The sequence below is a fragment of the Paracoccus niistensis genome (assembly GCF_042432925.1).
GTDB classification, from domain to species: Bacteria; Pseudomonadota; Alphaproteobacteria; order Rhodobacterales; family Rhodobacteraceae; genus Paracoccus; species Paracoccus niistensis.
Genome location: NZ_JBHLWE010000004.1, coordinates 27,223 through 44,293, shown reverse-complemented (window position 1 = coordinate 44,293; position 17,071 = coordinate 27,223). Strand labels below are relative to the sequence as shown.

The window sequence follows — 17,071 nt, the reverse complement described above, 5'->3', positions numbered from 1 at the left end:
GATGCGTGATGCGCTGCGCAAGGTCGTCCGCACGGTGGACGGCATAAACTGGCTTGTCGGCTGGCTTCTCGCCGCGCTGATGCTGGTGATGACGGTCCTGATCAGCTGGCAGGTCTTCGCCCGCTACGTGATGGGCAACTCGCTGACCTTTTCCGAGGAAGTCTCGCGCTTCTCGATGGTCTGGATGACGATGCTGGGGGCGGCCTATGCCTATCGGCAGGGCTCGCTGATCGCGGTCGATCTGCTGACGTCCATGTCGGGGCCGAGGGTCAGCCGGGTCGTCCATCTGCTGATCGCTGTGGCGTCCTGCACCTTCGCCTTTGTCCTGCTCAAGTATGGCCTTGCGATCACCGAGCGGGTGGCCACGCAGACCGCGCCCAGCACTCGCGTCTCGATGGCCTGGCTTTACGGGGCAATGCCCGCAGGGGCGGCGCTGATCTTCCTGAACGCGCTGGCCATCATCGCGGACGACTTCTCCGGCAAGAAGGATGCTGCCGCATGATCGCGCTTCTGTTCGGGCTTCTGCTTCTGCTTCTGCTGATCGGCGTCCCCGTCACCTTCGCGCTGGGCCTCGCGGCCGTGGTGACCATCTGGCAGGGCGACATCATGCCCCTGCTGATCGCCCCGCAGGAGATGATCCGGTCGGTCAACTCGTTCCCGCTGCTGGCGATCCCCTTCTTCATCCTTGCCGGAAACCTGATGCAGGCGGGCGGGATCTCGAAGCGACTGGTCGATTTCTCGAAGACGCTGGTCGGCAGCACCACGGGCGGGCTGGCGATGGTCGCGATCGTGACCTCGGCCTTCTTCGCGGCCATTTCGGGCTCGGGCGCGGCGACAACCGCCGCCGTGGGTGCCATCCTGATCCCCGCCATGGCGGCTCAGGGTTACGGCAAGCCCTTTGCTGCCGCGAACCAGGCAGCGGCAGGGGCGCTTGGCGTCATCATCCCGCCCAGCATTCCGATGATCCTTTACGCGATCTCGGCCAACCAGTCCGTGGGCGACATGTTCATGGCCGGCTTCCTGCCGGGTCTCGTAGTCGTGGTCTCGCTTCTGATCTATGCGCGCATCCACGCCAGCAATCTGCACATGCCGGTCGAGGAACCGACCAGCGTCGGCAGCGTGGTCAGCGCCGGCCGGTCGGCCATCCTGGCCCTGCTGATGCCCACGCTGATCCTCGGCGGGATCTACGGTGGCATCGTCACCCCGACCGAGGCCGCGGTCGTCGCGGTCGTCTATTCTCTGCTGGTCGGCGGCATCATCTATCGTGAGCTGCCGCTGCGCGAGATTCCCCTGATCATGCGGGACAGCGCCATCACTTCGGCCGTCGTGCTGTCGATCATCGCGGCAGCCGGACTTTACGGCCGGATCATCCTGTCGCTGCAGGTGCCGACAGTCATTTCCGAATACGTGATCGGGGCCATCGACAGCGCCTGGATGTTCATCATCCTGGTCAACCTTCTGCTGCTCGTTGTCGGCATGTTCCTGGAGGCCGCGGCCGCCATCCTGATCTTTACCCCGATCCTGCTGCCCATCGCGCTCAGCTTCGGCATCGACCCGGTGCATTTCGGTGTCATCATGGTGGTGAACCTCGCCATGGGGATGTTCACGCCGCCCGTCGGGCTGAACCTGTTCATCGCGTCGCAGATCGCAGGGATCGGCATTCCGCAGATCGCCCGGGCGGTGGTGCCCTTCGTGATCATCCTGCTGGTCGACCTTGCCATCATCAGCTTCCTGCCCTGGCTCTCGCTGGTCTTCACGGGCCGATAAGGAAAAACGCACATGGATCTTTCACTGGGCAAGGCCCGCATCATCGTCACGGCAGGCGCGGGCGGCATCGGCCGCGCCATCGTGGACGCCTTCCTGGCCGAGGGCGCCCAGGTCGCCACCTGCGACATCGACGAGGCGGGTCTGGCGACGCTTCCCGAGGGCGTGTTCCGCCGCCGCGTGGACGTGCAGGACGCAGCCGCGCTGGCGGGCTTCATGGACGACGCCATCGCGGCGCTGGGGGGGCTCGACTGCCTCGTCAACAACGCCGGCATCGCGGGGCCGACCGGCCGGATCGAGGAACTGGAGCTAGACGCCGTCCGGCAATGCCTCGACATCTGCCTGACAAGCCAGTTCGTCACCACGGGCCGGGCCGTTCCGCATCTGCGGAACAGCGCCAACCCGTCGATCGTCAACATCTCTTCGCTGGCGGGACGCCTGGGCTTCAGGCTGCGCAGCCCCTATGCGGCGGCGAAATGGGGGGTGATCGGCCTGACCCGGTCCATGGCGATGGAACTGGGCGGGGACGGGATCCGGGTGAACGCGATCCTGCCCGGGCTGGTCGCGGGCGAGCGTCAGCGGCGCGTGCTGCAATCGCGTGCCGATGCCCGCGGCATCAGCTTCGAACAGGCCGAAAGCGAGGCGTTCTCGCACACCTCGATCAAGGAATACGTCACGCCGCAGCAGATCGCAGACCAGATCCTGTATCTGGCAAGCCCGCGCGCCCGCACGATCTCGGGGCAGGCGATCTCGGTCTGCGGCGATACCGGAATGCTGGGGTAAGGGGGCAGGAATGGCGATCACATATCTCAAGCGCGGAAAGTCCGACGCGGAACGCGACCAAGACGACAGCCGCACCCGCGCCACCGTCGAGGCCACGCTGAAGGACATCGGGACGCGCGGCGATGCCGCCGTCCGGGAGCTGAGCCAGAAGTTCGACAGCTACGCCCCCGACAGCTTCCGGCTGTCGCAGGAACAGATCGACGCCCTGATCGCGGAACTGAGCCCGCGCGAGCTGGAGGACATCCGCTTCGCCCAGTCCCAGATCCGCCGTTTTGCCGAGGCTCAGCGCGCCTCGATGCAGGACATCGAGGTCGAGACGCGTCCCGGCGTGATCCTGGGCCACAGGAACATCCCGGTGCAGTCGGTCGGCTGCTACGTGCCCGGCGGCAAGTTCCCGATGGTGGCCTCCGCGCACATGTCGGTGCTGACGGCCAGCGTCGCGGGCGTGCCGCGGATCGTCGCCTGCACGCCGCCGTTCAAGGGGCGCCCCAACCCGGCGGTGATCGCGGCCATGCACCTGGCCGGCGCGCATGAGATCTATGTCCTCGGCGGCATCCAGGCCATCGGCGCAATGGCGCTGGGGACCGAAAGCATCCAGCCCGTCCACATGCTGGTCGGCCCGGGCAACGCCTTCGTGGCCGAGGCCAAGCGCCAGCTTTACGGCCGCGTCGGCATCGACCTGTTCGCGGGTCCGACCGAGACCATGGTGATCGCCGACGACAGCGTGGACGCCGAGCTTTGCGCCACCGATCTGCTGGGGCAGGCCGAGCATGGCTACAACAGCCCCGCCGTGCTGGTCACGAACTCGCGCGCGCTGGCCGAAGGCACGATGGCCGAAGTGGAACGGCTGCTGCAGATCCTGCCCACCGCCGAGACCGCATCCGCAAGCTGGCGCGATTATGGCGAGGTGATCCTCTGCGACAGCCATGACGAGATGCTTCAGGTCGCCAATGACATCGCCAGCGAGCATGTGCAGGTGATGACCGACCGCGACGACTGGTATCTGGACCACATGACCTCCTACGGCGCGCTGTTCCTCGGGGCGCGCACCAATGTCGCGAATGGCGACAAGGTCATCGGGACGAACCATACGCTGCCGACGCGCAAGGCGGGGCGCTATACCGGCGGGCTGTGGGTGGGCAAGTTCCTCAAGACCCATACCTACCAGCGCATCACCACCGACGAAGCGGCGGCCGAGATCGGCGCCTATTGCTCGCGCCTGTGCCTGCTCGAAGGCTTCGTCGGCCATGCCGAACAGGCCAATATCCGCGTCCGCCGCCATGGCGGGGCGAACATTCCCTATGGAGGTGCCGCGGAATGATGCGGGCGAATTTCGATCTGACCGGCAAGCGAGCCCTGGTCACCGGGGCCGGCCGCGGCATCGGACGCGGGGTGGCCGAGGCGCTGGCCTCGGCCGGGGCGACGGTCACGCTCTGCGCCCGCTCGGCTTCCGAGATCACCGAGGCGGCCGAGGCGATCGTCGCCGCGGGCGGCAGCGCCGACACCCTGGCACTTGACGTGACGGACACCCGCGCCTTCGCCCGCGAGATCGACGCGCGCGAACCCTTCGACATCTTCGTCAACAACGCGGGCACGAACCGGCCCGCGCTGGTGCAGGATGTCACGGAAGAGGAGTTCGACCTGATCATCGGCCTGAACCTCAGGGCCGCGGTCTTTGCCGCGCAGGCGGTCGCGCGCGGCATGGTCAAGGCGGGGCGGGGCGGGTCGATCATCAACATGTCCTCGCAGATGGGCCATATCGGCGCGGCGAAGCGCAGCATCTACTGCGCCTCGAAATGGGCGATCGAGGGCTTTTCCAAGTCCATGGCGATCGAGCTGGGTCCGCAAGGAATCCGGGTGAACACCATCTGCCCGACCTTCATCGAGACACCCCTGACGCAGCCCTATTTCACCGACAAGGCCTTCCACCAGGAGGTGCTTGGCAAGATCAAGCTGGGACGGCTCGGTCAGGTGCAGGATATCGTGGGCGCGGCGGTCTTCCTCGCCTCGGACGCCTCGGCGCTGACCACGGGCTCGGCCCTCATGGTCGATGGCGGGTGGACGGCGGAGTAGTCTGCTGAGACCGGATCAGGTGGGCGCAAGGACGGGGCAGGGGCCTTTGGTTTCCGCGCAATGCTCGGCGGCATTCACGGGTGTCGCCCACCTGAAACGTCCCTGCCGCAACCTGCAGGGCGCAGGTCCTTGCAGGCGGCAAGCCTGCGCGGGCGGAGCTTGTCGCCGCAGGCGCGAACTGCCCGCCCGTCGGGCAGGCAGGGGATCGATGGGGCGGACCGCCTCGCCCTTTCATGCCATGTCCCGGGTCCCGGCCTCAGGCCCTTTCATCGCGGTCGCCGCTGGCACTGCGCTTCAGGGACTCGAAGTCGCCCTTGTCGTGGCGCTCGAGAAGCTGGGTGGACGGGTCGCCGCTGACGCGGTTCACCATGTAGCCGCGCTGCACCGCAGGCCGGGCCCAGACCTGCTCGGTCCAGCGCTGGAGAGGGCGATAGTCCTGCACCTGCAGGAACTCTCCGGCGTCATAAAGCTCACCTCGTGCCAGCTGGCCGTACCAGGGCCAGATCGCCATGTCGGCGATGGTGAACTCGGGCCCGCCGACATATTCGCTTGTGGCCAGGCGGCGGTCCAGCACGTCAAGCTGCCGCTTGGTTTCCATGGCGAAGCGGTTGATCGGGTATTCGAATTTTTCGGGGGCATAGGCGTAAAAATGGCCGAAGCCGCCGCCGAGGTATGGCCCGCTGCCCACCTGCCAGAACAGCCAGGACAGGCAGGCCGCCCGCGCGGCGCCCTCGGCGGGAAGGAAGGCGCCGAACTTCTCGGCCAGGTAGACGAGGATCGCGCCGGATTCGAAGACCGGCACCGGAACAGGGCCGCTCCGGTCCACCAGCACCGGGATCTTCGAATTGGGGTTCACCTCGACGAAGCCGCTGCCGAACTGGTCGCCGTCGCCGATCCGGATCAGCCAGGCGTCGTATTCGGCCCCCTCGTGGCCCGCCTCGAGCAGTTCCTCCAGCATGATGGTGACCTTCACGCCATTGGGCGTGCCCATCGAGTAAAGCTGAAGCGGATGCCGCCCCACATTCAGGGGGCGGTCATGCGTCGGGCCGGCAGCGGGGCGGTTGATCGAGGCGAACCTTCCGCCGCTTTCCTGATCCCACACCCAGACCTTCGGCGGGACATAGCCCTGCTCGTCTCCCATTCGACGTTCCTTCCATTGCCAGGCCGCCTGCCAGTCGCGGCGCAAGTTCAAGGGACGATGCTTGCGGCCATCTGCAGGAACGTCAATCGCCCGTGACCGGGTTCTGCCTTGCAGCCGCGCGGAACTGCGGCGGTTTGCAGGGCCGAACCCCGGCCCGGCCAAGGCTGCCGGATGCCGGTTGTGGCGCTTATCCCTTGCCGAGATAGGGGATCGATCCCGCCACGTCGGTATCGTCGATCAGGTAGAAGTTGCTGACGCTGCCCGACTTCCGCGCTTCGCCGAAGGGCGCGTAGTCGGGATCGGCGGCAAACCCCATCGCGGCCTCGCGCGGGGGAAACTCGATCAGCGCCACCAGCGCGGCATCGGGCGCCTCGCCTTCAAGCGCCTCGATCCTGCCGCTGCGGTGGCTGCAGTGGTCCTGTTGCCGTTTTTCCCGCTCTTGCTGCATCACGATGAAAGCACCCATGTCCTTCGCTCGGATATCCTTGCGCCTTTCTGTCAGATTGCCGGTGAGTTGCAGGCATTACTCGGTGCTGCACTCAGTCAAAAAATACAGGGCAGGGGAGGATTTTTCTGACAAGAGGAATGGCAGCGAAGCAGGAAAAAACCTGACCAGTGGTAGAGCCGTCCATCGCCTCTGCCTTCCATCGGGCAAAAGGCAGGGCCGTGATAAAATCCTGCGAAGGTCCGCTGGAGACAGCCTGGTCTTTCGGACACAAAGGTCGACCTGCCGCTCTCCACCTGAAGTTGCGTCTTTTCATCGGCCCTGAACCCCTTCACAGTCTGGTGAGTGGAGGGAGGAGACAAGATGTTCAGGCAGGCACTCACTTCGGCTCTGGCATTCGGCGCGGCCTTCGGGGCTGCGCCGGTTCAGGCAGAGATCGGCTCGGCGGTGATCCGAGACAGCCGCAGCGTCGCGGGGTTGGAGCAACCGGCGGAAATCATCATCGACCATTGGGGCGTGCCGCATATCTATGCGGGCACCGACCGCGATGCGCTGTTCCTGCAGGGCTACAACGCCGCCCGTGACCGACTTTGGCAGATTGACCTGTGGCGCAAGCGCGGCCTCGGGCGGTTGTCGGAAAGCTTCGGTCCGACCTTCGTGGATCAGGATCGCGCCGCGCGGATGTTCCTGTATCGCGGTGACATCGAGGCGGAATGGGTGGCCTACGGCCCCAATGGCCGCACCCACGCCGAGGCCTTCGTCGCGGGTGTCAACGCCTATGTCCAGCAGGTGCTGGACGGGCGCGAGCCTCTGCCGGTCGAGTTCCGGCTGACCGGGTCGAGGCCGGAACTCTGGTCGCCCGAGGACGTGGTCCGCATCCGCAGCCACGGCCTGACCCGCAACGCCAGTTCCGAAGTCAGCCGGGCGCAGATCACCTGCGCCGAAGGGATCGAGGCCGACCGCCTGCGCCAGAAGCTGGAGCCTGAATGGACGCCGACGGTCCCCGAGGGGCTCGACCCCTGCACGGTTCCGGCCGATGTGCTGGATGTCTATGACCTTGCCACCCAGAACGTCGAATTCGAACTGCCTGCCGAGGAGGCTGCGGAGGCCCCCGCCGCCCCTCCGGCTGCAACGGAGACCCCGGAAGCGGCCGAGCGTCCGGCCGATCCCGCTGCGGAAACGGACACCGGGCAGGAGGTCCCGGCGGCTGCGCCCCCAGGTTCCAGCCGGCCGCCGACTCACGAGGACGGGCAAAGCTCGGGCAGCCGCAGCGGCGGGCTGGATCCGGCGCGCTTCCTGCGCACGACCTCCGCCAACGTGCAGGAGATCGGGTCCAACAACTGGACCATCGCGCCCTCGCGCACCGAGACGGGGCGGCCGATCCTCGCCAACGACCCGCACCGTGCGCATGGCGTGCCGTCGCTGCGCTATGTCGTGCACCTGAACTCGCCCGGCATGTCGGTCATCGGGGCGGGCGAACCCGCCCTGCCGGGCATCTCGATCGGCCACAACGGCAGGATCGCCTATGGCCTGACGATCTTCGCCGTCGATCAGGAAGACCTGTATGTCTACGAGCTGAACCCCGAGAACCCCGACCAGTACCGCTACAACGGCGAGTGGGTGGACATGGAGGTGATCGAGGACAGCATCAACGTCCGCGACGGCGAGCCCCAGGCCGTGACGATGAAGTTCACCCGCCACGGCCCGGTGCTGAAGGTGGACGAGGAAAGCGACCGTGCCTTCGCCTTCCGCAGCGTCTGGTTCGAGCCGGGCACCTCGGCCTATTTCGGCTCGGTCGACTACATGGGCGCGCAGAACTGGGAGGAGTTCAGCACCGCGATGGAGCGCTTCTCGGCCCCGTCCGAGAACCAGGTCTATGCCGACACCGAGGGCAACATCGGCTGGATCGTCGGGGCCATGTCGCCCCTGCGCGAGAACTGGGACGGGCTGCTGCCGGTGCCGGGCGACGGGCGCTATGAATGGGGCTTCCTCGACCGCGACAAGCTGCCCTCGGTCTACAACCCCGAACAGGGCTGGTTCGCCACCGCCAACCAGATGAACCTGCCCGAGGATTACCCCTACAAGGAAAACAAGGTCGGTTTCGAATGGTCCGATCCTTCGCGCTTCAACCGGATCTCCGAGGTGCTGTCGGCCAATGACAAGTCGTCGCTGGCGGATTCGATGGCTCTGCAGAACGACGACCACAGCTTCATGCAGCGTCGGCTTGTCGGCGTGATGAAGGGGCTGGTGCTGCCCGAAACGGCGTCGCAACGGGACCGCGACGCGCTGGCCCTGATCCAGGGCTGGGATGGCGTGACCTCGGCCGACAGCGCGGCGGCCGCGTTGGCCGAAACGCTGCTGAGCAAGCATCTCGTCAAGACGGTCGCGCCGCGCGTCCTGGGTGACGAACTGTCCTCGCTGCTGGGCCGCGGGGCGATCACCCCGGTCCTGGACCTGCTGGAAACGCCCGACGACCGCTTGGGCGACGCCCCCGAACAGGGCCGCGACGAGATCCTCGCCACCGCCCTGTCGGCCGCCGTTGCCGAGACGACCGAGCGTCTTGGGCCGGACATGGCGCAATGGCGCTGGGGCGACCTGCACAAGGGCAATTTCACCCATGCGCTGTCGGGGATCGCGCCCGCAGGGATGGCCAGCCAGATGAACGTGGGTCCCCTGTCGATGGGCGGGTCGGCCTTCAGCCCCCGCGCGGCCAGCTACAACGACCGCTTCGAGGTCACCTCGGGCGCGTCCTTCCGCATGGTCCTTGACGTGGGCAACTGGGACGCGAGCCGGTTCGTCAACACTCCCGGCCAGTCCGGCGACCCGATGAGCCCTCATTACCGCGATCTCGCGCCGCTCTGGGCTGCGGGCAGCTATGCGCCGCTGCTTTATTCGCGCGACGCCGTGGAAAATGCGGCAAGTCGCGTGATCTCGCTGACGCCGGGGAACTGAGGTCGCACCGCTTGGCAGGCGCCACCGACATTATCGTTGGCGCCTGGCTCTGGCGGATACAGCCGCCCGGTAGTCCGGCTGAAACAATCCGGTTGCTCAAAGCCAATCGACCCGCGCAGTCAGACGTAGCGAAAGCCCTTGGCGGCAAGACGATCCCGCAGGCCGAGGAGGTCGAGGCTGGACTCGCCACCCGCCAGGCGTTGGCGAAGAGCCGCCTCGGCGGTCAGGCGAGCGTTTGCGGTCTCCAGCACCTGTGCGGCTTCCTCGCGGCGCACGACGCAGACGCCGTCGTCGTCGGCGACGATCACGTCGCCCGGCTGGATCGTCTGGCTGCCGCAGGTGATGCGCAGATTGACCGTGCCGAGCGTCTCCTTCACCGTGCCCTGCGCGCTGACCGCCCGCGACCAGACGGGAAAGCCCATCGCGGTCAGATCGCGCACATCGCGCACCCCCGCGTCGATGACCAGACCTCGGCAGCCCCGCGCCATCGCGGCGGTCGCCAGCAGATCCCCGAAATAGCCGTTGTCGCAGGGCGAGGTCGGCGCCAGCACCAGGATGTCGCCTTCATGCAGCAGCTCGATCGCGACGTGCAGCATCCAGTTGTCGCCGGGCGGGGCCGAGATCGTCACCGCCGAGCCGGCGATGCGCGCGCCCGCGAAGATGGGGCGCAGATGCGAGGCAAGGCAGCCCCTCCGCCCCTGCGCCTCGTGAACGGTGGATACGCCCGCCTCGGCAAGACCAGCGATCACCGCCGCGTCGGCGCGCGGGATGTCGCGGACGGCAAGGCTTGCGCCCAGGGTCACAGCTCGCCACCCGCGCGGCGGACGCGGGGGCGCCTGACTCGGGGCGGGGGAGGCGCCCCGGTCTCGGCTTGGGGGGGCATCTCGCCTGCGGTCAGGGGCGAGCGGTCCGTCGCCTCTGCCAGCAAAGTGACCTGTCGCACCCCGTCCAGCGTGATGCGGTAATGCTGTTCCAGCAGCATGCAGGCGAGATCGGCGTCGCGTTCAAGTGCGGCATGCAGAAGCGCCTCGTGTTCGCCGGTCGCCCCGGCACGGCGCAACTGGCTGGCCTGGGCGTTCATCGACACGTTCCGGTAACGCACCGCATGATCGATCATGGTCGCACAGAAGCCCAGCAGCCAGCGCGACCCGCAGGCGTCGAGCAACGCCAGATGGAAGTCGCGGTGGCGCGGCTCCCATTCCTCCGAGATCCGCTCGCGCCCGGCCTCGGGGGGCAGCAGGCGGCTCGTCCGCGCCAACCGGTGATAGCTGAGGACCAGCCGCTCCTCCCAGGCTTCGTCCCCCCGTTGGATCGAGGTGCGCAGCGCCAGCGTTTCAAGCTGGATGCGCGTGCTGACCAGTTCCTCGAGATCACTCAGCGACAGCAGCGAGACCGAGAAGCCGCGGTTGCTTTCCCGCACGACCAGCCCCTCGGCCGAAAGCCGGTTCAGGGCCTCGCGGATCGGGACCATGCCGATCTCGTAGCGGTCGGACATGGCCTCGATCAGCAGCTTCTCGCCCGGCAGCCGCTCGCCCAGGATGATGTCGCGGCGGATGCGGTCGTAAGCCTGCTCGGACAGGTTCCGCGGCTTGGTCGGCTCGCCCATGTCAGACGGCCCCCGGCCCCATGTGCCCGGCCTTGTTCCAGAACACCAGCCGCCGCTGCGCCCAGGCCACGATGAAGTAAAGCGCAAGGCCGAGGAGGCTGAGATACAGGATCAGCGCGAAGACGCGGGGCGTGTTCATCTGGCTGGCCGACTGCCGGATCAGGGCGCCCATGCCCTTGCCGCCGCCCAGGAACTCACCCGTGATGGTGCCGGCCATGACGCCCACGGTCGCGATCTTCAGCCCGGTGAAGATATAGGGCAACCCGTTCGGCAGCTTCAACTGGAGCAGCGTCTGCATCCGGCCCGCGCCCATCGCCTTGAACAGCATCCGCTCGTTCTCGCTTGAGGCGGAAAGCCCGGCGGCGGTCGCGACGACGATCGGGAAGGTGGCGATGAAGGCCGCCAGTGCCACCTTGGATTCGATCCCGAAGCCCAGCCAGGCAATGAACAGCGGCGCAAAGGCGATCTTGGGCATGGTGTCGATGGCGACGAGATAAGGCAGCACCGCGCGTTCCCCGAACTTCGTCTCACCCACCAGCACGCCCAGGCTGAAGCCGATCGCGGCCGACAGCAGGAAGGCGTAGATGGCGGTCCGGGTCGTCGTCCACAGCGCCGACAGCATGTAGTCGCCAGCCAGAAGGTTGCCGCCCACGAAGACCAGGTCGTCCAGTGTCTCGCGCGGGGTCGGCAGGATGATCGGCGACACCCAGCCCGCGCGCGTCACGATGTCCCAGACCAGCAGGAAGGCCGCGAACAGTATCGCCATTGCCAGCCAGCGGGGGATGCGGTCCAGCAGCGCCTCGCGCTCGACCCAGACCGTTGTGTCGGATGCCTCCGTCATTGCACGGCCTCCCGTCCCAGAAGATCGCGGATATGGCCGACATAGCGGCCGAACTCGGCGGTGTTGATCATCTCAAGCGTGCGCGGCCGGGGCAGGTCGATGGTGACCTCCTCGACCACGCGGCCGGGGCGGGCGCGCATCACCAGGATGCGGTCCGACAGGATCACCGCCTCGGCTAGCGAATGGGTGACAAGAAAGGCCGAGGCGTTCGTCTCGGCGCAGATCCGCTGCAACTCCATGTTCATGAAGTCGCGCGTCAGTTCGTCCAGCGCCGAGAAGGGCTCGTCCAGCAGCAGCACGGCCGGTTCCGTCACCAGCATCCGGCAGATCGAGGCGCGCTGCGCCATGCCGCCGGACAGCTCGCCCGGGTAGACATCCGCGAAGTCCTTGAGCCCGACGAGTTCGAGCAGCGCCTTGGCCCTGGGCCGCGCCGAATTGGCGGCGGCGCGGCCCTGCCGGATGCCGATCGGCAGCACGACGTTTTCCAGCGTGGTCTTCCAGGGCAGCAGGGTCGCCTGCTGGAACATCATGCCGATGTCGTCGCGTGGACCCATGACGGGCCTGCCTTCCAGCACGACGCGGCCGGTCGTCGGTGGGCTCAGCCCCGCCATGATCTTCAGCAGCGTGGACTTGCCGCAGCCCGACGAGCCCACGACCGACACGAACTCGCCCTTGCGCAGGGTCAGCTCGACCCCCTCCAGCGCGACGAGCCGGTTGCGGGCATAGGTCTTGGACAGGCCCGAAATCTCGTAGACGGGCCGTGCCGGGACGCGCAGGTCGCCGGGATCGCGGAGGGGCTGAACCGCGCTCACGAGGCGTTCCACCCTTCCACGAACTCGTTGGTATAGACCTGCGACAGGTCGGCGATCGGCTGCTCCAGCGCGCCCGCCTCGACCGCCGAGTCGTGGATCATCTGCCAATGCTCGGGCGGCTGATAACCCCAGCCCTGCGGCAGGAACGGCTCGGTCGGGGTGATGCGGTCGATGACGCCCTGCAGCAGCGAGGCTGCGAACTCCTTGTCCTCGCCTTCCTGCGGGTTGCCTGCCGCGCAATGGGCCAGCGTGGCCTCGGCATTGGCCGGGTCGATGCCGAAGCGCGTCCCGCGCACAAGGGCGCGGCCGAACTTGGGCGCAAGGTCCGGCGTTGCGGCCATCTGGCTTTCCAGCATGGCGAAGCCGTTGCCGAAGAAGCCAAGATAGCCCTCGGGCGTGATCTCGCGCAGGTTCAGCCCCCGCGCCCTAAGGATCGCCGCGTCGGACACGGCCCCGGCGTAGGAGTTCACCTCATCGCGCAGGAAGGCGACCGCCGCCGTGCCGCCGTCGCCCACCGGCAGGAAGCTGTAGTCCGTCCCCTCGGCCATGCCCGCGTCGGTCATGATCGCCCGGATGAAGGCGACCTCGGCCCCGTCCGCGGTGCCCACGCCCACCACCGTGCCCTTCAGGTCCTGCGGGGTCTGGTAGGTGCTTTCCTCCTTCACCAGGAGACCGAAGACCGACTTGGGATAAAGGTTGTAGATGAACTTGACGTCCAGCCCGCGGGCCCGCGCACCTAGGACAGGCCCCGGACCCGGCGCGCCGATCTGCGCCTGTCCCGCCGACATTGCCTGCAGCACCGAGGACGAGCCGTCCACCGCCTCCAGCGTCAGGGAAAGCCCTTCCTCCTCGAAGTAGCCTTCGCCGACGGCGACCCAGTAGGGCATCCAGGTCAGCGCGGACGGGTTCGGCACCGCAAGCGTGACGGCGGTCTGCGCCCGCACGATGCCGGGACGGAACAGCGTCGCCGCAGTCGCACCCGCCGCCAGCGCACCGAAGCCGCGACGTGAAAGCTTCATCCTGTCGGTCATGATCCCCTCCCCGAGACTCGACCTTGTCATGTGGAACCGGAACCGGTCCGTTTTCGAGGCTACACGATCAATCAAGTGAGTCGAGAAGAATGTATGATTGTTCTTCATTCCTCATTCTGTATCGTAAAGGCAGATCAGGGAGGATCTTTACTGCATGTCATACGTCTTCAGCCCGCCGCCGCAGGCGCATCTCGATGTCACCGGATCGCCGGACCGATTTCCCGTCCGCCGCGTCTATTGCATCGGCAAGAACTACCTCGCCCATATCCACGAGATGGGCTCGGACGAGCGTGATCCGCCGGTGATCTTCCAGAAGCCGGCGGATGCGGTCGTGCCGAACGGGGGCGAGATCCCCTATCCCGTCTTCACGACGAACTATCATTACGAATGCGAGCTGGTCGTGGCGCTGAAGTCGGGCGGCTACAACATCGCGGTCGCGGACGCGCCTTCGCATATCTACGGCTATGCGGTCGGCCTCGACATGACGCGGCGCGACCACCAGGCCGCCGCGATGGCCAAAGGGATGCCGTGGGAGGTCACCAAGGCCTTCGACCAATCGGCCCCCATCGGCCCGATCACCCCTGTCGAGACCTCGGGCGTGCTGGAAAACGGCCGCATCGTGCTGAAGGTCAACGGCGAGGTGAAGCAGGACGCCGACATCTCGCTGATGATCTGGAAGGTGAATGAGATCATCGCGAAGATCTCGGAACAGCACCGTCTGATGCCCGGCGATATCATCATGACCGGAACGCCCGCAGGCGTCGGCGCGGTGACATCCGGCGACGTGCTGGACTGCGAGGTCGAGGGCCTCGCGCCCCTGCGCGTCACCGTGGGCCCGCCCGCCGCCTGAGCCCGCCACCGCACGCAGCACAGCAACCGAGGATCACCATGACGCAGCCGACTGTCGGCATTGCCGGAACGGGCCGGATGGGCACCGCCTTTGCGCGGCGCCTGATCGAATGCGGCTTCCCCGTGACGGTCTGGAACCGCACGCCCGCGCGCACCGCCGAAAGCGTGGCGGCTGGAGCTACCGAGGCCCATGACCTTGCGGGCCTCGCCGGCTGCGAGGTGATCCTGCTGTCGCTGACCGACGCGGCGGCGGTGCAGGCGGTCGTGGACAGCCTGATCGGGGTGGGCATCCGGGGGCGGCTGATCGTGGACACATCCACCGTTCCGCCCGAGGTCCCGGCCGCGCTGGCGGAAAGGCTGGCCGGGGCAGGGGCCGATTTCGTCGATTGCCCGGTCGGCGGCACGGTCGGCCCTGCGCTCAAGGGGCAGCTTCTGGGCTTTGCCGGGGGAACCGAGGCCGCTGTCGCCCGCGCGCGCCCGGTCATGGAGGCGCTCTGCCGCCGGGTCGAGCATGTGGGCCCGGCAGGCCACGGTGCGCTGGTGAAGCTGGCGGTGAACCTGCCGCTCGCGCTTTACTGGCAGACCTTGGGCGAAAGCCTTGCCCTGCTGCAGGGCAGCGGCATCCCTGCCGAGACGGCCGTGTCGCTGATCGCTGACAGTTCCGCCGGACCGGCGGTGCTGAAGAACCGCGCCGACGTGGTGGTGCGGACGCTGGGGGGCGAGGACCAGCCTGGCACTTTCGATATTGCAGGACTCGCCAAGGACCTGGCGCTGGCAAGCGACCTCGCGGCCCGCAGGGGCAACAGCCTGCCCCTCGCCGGGGCGGCGCAGCGGTCCTATGCCGCCGCGCTCGACGCAGGCCTCGGCCGCTTCGAGGGCGCGAGCCTGTCGCGCCGGGTGGCCGAGGGTCCGCAATCGTGAGCCTGCTTGCCGATCCTGCGTCCCTTGTCGCCCTTGTCCTGTCGCTGGCGGTCGCGGGCGCCCTCATCGGGTTTCTCGCCGGGCTTTTCGGGATCGGGGGCGGCGCGATCTCGGTGCCCGTCTTCTACGAGCTTTTCCTTTTGCTCGGCCATGCGCCGCAGGTGGCGATGCCCACGGCCGTCGGCACCTCGCTGGCGGTCATCATCCCGACCTCGATCAGCTCGGCCCGAGGCCACTACAAGCGCGGCACCGTGGATGTCGGGCTGCTGCGGCAATGGGCGGTGCCGGTGATCCTGGGGGTCGTGATCGGCGCCGTCGTCGCGACCTTCGCCGAGCCCGCGGTCTTCCAGCTTGCCTTTGTCGTCGTGGCCTCGATCAACGCGGCAAAGCTGCTGCTGGGCGGCGCGGGCTGGCGGCTGCGCGACAGCCTACCCGGCCGGATCGCGCTGAAAGGCTTCGGTATGGTCGTCGGCTTCGTCTCGACGCTGATGGGCATTGGCGGGGGCGCGATCTCGACCATGTTCATGACGCTGCACAACGTGCCGATCCACCGCGCCGTCTCGACCTCGGCCGGGGTGGGCGTGCTGATCGCGCTGCCGGCGACTCTCGGCTACATGGCGGCGGGCTGGGGCAAGCCGGACCTGCTGCCGGATGCCATCGGCTATGTCTCGCTGGGAACCTTCCTGCTGACGATCCCGACCTCGCTGCTGACGACACGCGCGGGGGTCACGCTGGCGCACGCGCTGTCGCGGCGGCGCCTGGAAACGGCCTTCGGGCTGTTCCTGGCGCTCGTCTCGCTGCGCTTCCTGTTCGCCCTAGGGGGCTGAACGGCAGAAGGGCGCCGCCTGCCGGGGCGCCCTTTCGTTTCTCGTCTCAGAACGGGCTGTCGGGGAAATAGAACTGCTCGGCGTTCTCGGGGGTGATCAGCTGGCTGCCGATGATGTAGCGGCCCGCCATCGGCGCGTTCGACACGAAGCGCAGCGCCGTCATCTCGATCGCGGACGAGATCAGCGCCGGAGGATAGGTTACGTTCACCGGCAGTTGCGGATCCTTGTCCATGATGCGCTTGACGATGTCCTTCATGCCGGCGCCGCCGACCACGACCATCTGGTCCTCGCGGCCCGCCTGGGCGATGGCTTCCAGCACACCCACGGCCATGTCGTCGTCGGCCGCCCAGACTGCGTCGATCTGAGGATACTTGGCCAAGTAGTCCTGCATGACCTTGAAGGCGTCGTCGCGGTTCCAGTTGCCGTGCTGCATGTCGAGGATTTCCTTGTCGGACCCCTCGAGCGCCGCCTGGAAGGCCTCGACCCGCTCGTTGTCGAGCGTGGTCGGAATGCCGCGCAGCACGACGATTTTCGCGCCCGCCGGAAGGTTGTCGCGGAAATACTCACCCGCGACCCGGCCAAAGGCGGTGTTGTCGCCCGCGACATACAGATCCTCGATCCCCTCCTCGGACAGGCCACGGTCCACCACGGTCACGAACTTGCCCGCCGCCTTGACCTGCTTGACCGGATCGGTCAACGGCTCGGATTCGAAGGGCAGCACCACGAGGCCGTCGATGTTGCGGGTGGCCAGCATGTCCTCGATGTCCGAGACCTGCTTGGCGGCGTCACCGGCGGTGGACAGCACGAATTCGAGGTTCGGATAGACCTCGCCCAGACGTGCGATGGTGTCCTGGGCGTGCCAGTTCAGGCCGCCCATGAAGCCGTGGGTGGCCGAGGGGATCGACACGCCGATCACCTTCTTTTCGGCCTCCTGCGCATGGGCCATGCTCCCCGCCAGCGTCAGGGCGGCTGCGGCCAGCGGCAGCTTCAGCAGATTGCGACGTTCCATTCCCTTGTTTCCTCCCT

Annotated in this window: 17 protein-coding genes; 9 read left to right on the top strand and 8 right to left on the bottom strand. The window is 67.3% G+C overall.

Going from position 1 to position 17,071, the window contains the following annotated elements:
• Nucleotide 1: 1 nt before the first annotated feature.
• The 5 genes from ACFFII_RS01270 to ACFFII_RS01250 are packed head-to-tail and all read left to right on the top strand — an operon-like array spanning nucleotide 2 to nucleotide 4,620.
• On the top strand, nucleotides 2-502 hold the full coding sequence (locus tag ACFFII_RS01270) for a TRAP transporter small permease (protein ID WP_377697071.1): 501 nt from the start codon (nucleotides 2-4) through the stop codon (nucleotides 500-502).
• The gene (locus tag ACFFII_RS01265) at nucleotides 499-1,767 is read left to right on the top strand and encodes a TRAP transporter large permease (RefSeq protein WP_377697070.1); all 1,269 of its coding nucleotides are present in this window, start codon (nucleotides 499-501) and stop codon (nucleotides 1,765-1,767) included. Before ACFFII_RS01270 ends, ACFFII_RS01265 begins: the two co-directional genes overlap by 4 nt.
• Nucleotides 1,768-1,779: 12 nt before the next feature.
• Nucleotides 1,780-2,547 (top strand): SDR family oxidoreductase, encoded by a 768-nt coding sequence (locus ACFFII_RS01260; protein ID WP_377697069.1) that lies wholly within the window; start codon nucleotides 1,780-1,782, stop codon nucleotides 2,545-2,547.
• Nucleotides 2,548-2,557: 10 nt separating this feature from the next.
• Nucleotides 2,558-3,868: a histidinol dehydrogenase gene (gene hisD, locus ACFFII_RS01255; RefSeq protein WP_377697068.1), complete on the top strand. Its 1,311-nt coding sequence runs from the start codon at nucleotides 2,558-2,560 to the stop codon at nucleotides 3,866-3,868.
• The gene (locus ACFFII_RS01250) at nucleotides 3,865-4,620 is read left to right on the top strand and encodes an SDR family NAD(P)-dependent oxidoreductase (protein ID WP_377697067.1); all 756 of its coding nucleotides are present in this window, start codon (nucleotides 3,865-3,867) and stop codon (nucleotides 4,618-4,620) included. The genes hisD and ACFFII_RS01250 overlap by 4 nt, the downstream gene beginning before the upstream one ends.
• Nucleotides 4,621-4,876: 256 nt before the next feature.
• Here ACFFII_RS01250 and yghU read toward each other — a convergent pair whose 3' ends face one another.
• Together yghU and ACFFII_RS01240 are read right to left on the bottom strand one after the other, a co-directional pair.
• The gene (yghU, locus tag ACFFII_RS01245; RefSeq protein WP_377697066.1) at nucleotides 4,877-5,761 is read right to left on the bottom strand and encodes a glutathione-dependent disulfide-bond oxidoreductase; all 885 of its coding nucleotides are present in this window, start codon (nucleotides 5,759-5,761) and stop codon (nucleotides 4,877-4,879) included.
• A 187-nt stretch (nucleotides 5,762-5,948) separates the two neighbouring features.
• Nucleotides 5,949-6,227, bottom strand: coding sequence for a DUF1330 domain-containing protein (locus ACFFII_RS01240; protein ID WP_377697065.1), 279 nt, complete (start codon nucleotides 6,225-6,227; stop codon nucleotides 5,949-5,951).
• 342 nt (nucleotides 6,228-6,569) lie between these two features.
• On the opposite strand from ACFFII_RS01240, the gene ACFFII_RS01235 reads away from it, so the two are divergent.
• Nucleotides 6,570-9,158 carry a penicillin acylase family protein gene (locus ACFFII_RS01235; RefSeq protein ID WP_377697064.1) on the top strand — a complete coding sequence of 863 codons (2,589 nt, stop codon included), beginning with the start codon at nucleotides 6,570-6,572 and terminating at the stop codon, nucleotides 9,156-9,158.
• A gap of 119 nt (nucleotides 9,159-9,277) precedes the next feature.
• Here the strand turns inward: ACFFII_RS01235 and ACFFII_RS01230 are convergent, their stop codons facing one another.
• From ACFFII_RS01230 to ACFFII_RS01210, 5 genes are read right to left on the bottom strand one after another with little or no spacing between them, the layout of a single operon-like run.
• Nucleotides 9,278-9,961, bottom strand: coding sequence for a 4-carboxy-4-hydroxy-2-oxoadipate aldolase/oxaloacetate decarboxylase (locus ACFFII_RS01230; protein ID WP_377697063.1), 684 nt, complete (start codon nucleotides 9,959-9,961; stop codon nucleotides 9,278-9,280).
• Complete coding sequence (locus ACFFII_RS01225) at nucleotides 9,958-10,764, bottom strand: GntR family transcriptional regulator (protein WP_377697062.1); 807 nt, start codon at nucleotides 10,762-10,764, stop codon at nucleotides 9,958-9,960. Before ACFFII_RS01225 ends, ACFFII_RS01230 begins: the two co-directional genes overlap by 4 nt.
• 1 nt (nucleotide 10,765) lies before the next feature.
• On the bottom strand, nucleotides 10,766-11,605 hold the full coding sequence (locus ACFFII_RS01220; RefSeq protein ID WP_377697061.1) for an ABC transporter permease: 840 nt from the start codon (nucleotides 11,603-11,605) through the stop codon (nucleotides 10,766-10,768).
• Nucleotides 11,602-12,417: an ABC transporter ATP-binding protein gene (locus tag ACFFII_RS01215; protein WP_377697060.1), complete on the bottom strand. Its 816-nt coding sequence runs from the start codon at nucleotides 12,415-12,417 to the stop codon at nucleotides 11,602-11,604. The genes ACFFII_RS01220 and ACFFII_RS01215 overlap by 4 nt, the downstream gene beginning before the upstream one ends.
• Nucleotides 12,414-13,448 carry an ABC transporter substrate-binding protein gene (locus tag ACFFII_RS01210; RefSeq protein ID WP_377697059.1) on the bottom strand — a complete coding sequence of 345 codons (1,035 nt, stop codon included), beginning with the start codon at nucleotides 13,446-13,448 and terminating at the stop codon, nucleotides 12,414-12,416. The genes ACFFII_RS01215 and ACFFII_RS01210 overlap by 4 nt, the downstream gene beginning before the upstream one ends.
• Before the next feature lie 154 nt (nucleotides 13,449-13,602).
• Here ACFFII_RS01210 and ACFFII_RS01205 point away from each other — a divergent pair, with 154 nt between their 5' ends.
• Genes ACFFII_RS01205 through ACFFII_RS01195 form a run of 3 tightly spaced genes read left to right on the top strand, consistent with a single transcriptional unit; the run spans nucleotide 13,603 to nucleotide 16,045 of the window.
• Nucleotides 13,603-14,298, top strand: a complete 696-nt coding sequence (locus tag ACFFII_RS01205; protein ID WP_377697058.1) for a fumarylacetoacetate hydrolase family protein — start codon at nucleotides 13,603-13,605, stop codon at nucleotides 14,296-14,298.
• 38 nt (nucleotides 14,299-14,336) lie between these two features.
• Complete coding sequence (locus ACFFII_RS01200; protein ID WP_377697057.1) at nucleotides 14,337-15,218, top strand: NAD(P)-dependent oxidoreductase; 882 nt, start codon at nucleotides 14,337-14,339, stop codon at nucleotides 15,216-15,218.
• Nucleotides 15,215-16,045 (top strand): sulfite exporter TauE/SafE family protein, encoded by an 831-nt coding sequence (locus ACFFII_RS01195; RefSeq protein WP_377697056.1) that lies wholly within the window; start codon nucleotides 15,215-15,217, stop codon nucleotides 16,043-16,045. The genes ACFFII_RS01200 and ACFFII_RS01195 overlap by 4 nt, the downstream gene beginning before the upstream one ends.
• Nucleotides 16,046-16,091: 46 nt before the next feature.
• On the opposite strand, the gene ACFFII_RS01190 is transcribed toward ACFFII_RS01195, so the two are convergent.
• Entirely contained in the window at nucleotides 16,092-17,054 is a 963-nt protein-coding gene (locus ACFFII_RS01190) for an ABC transporter substrate-binding protein (RefSeq protein ID WP_377697055.1), read from the bottom strand.
• Nucleotides 17,055-17,071 lie beyond the last annotated feature (17 nt).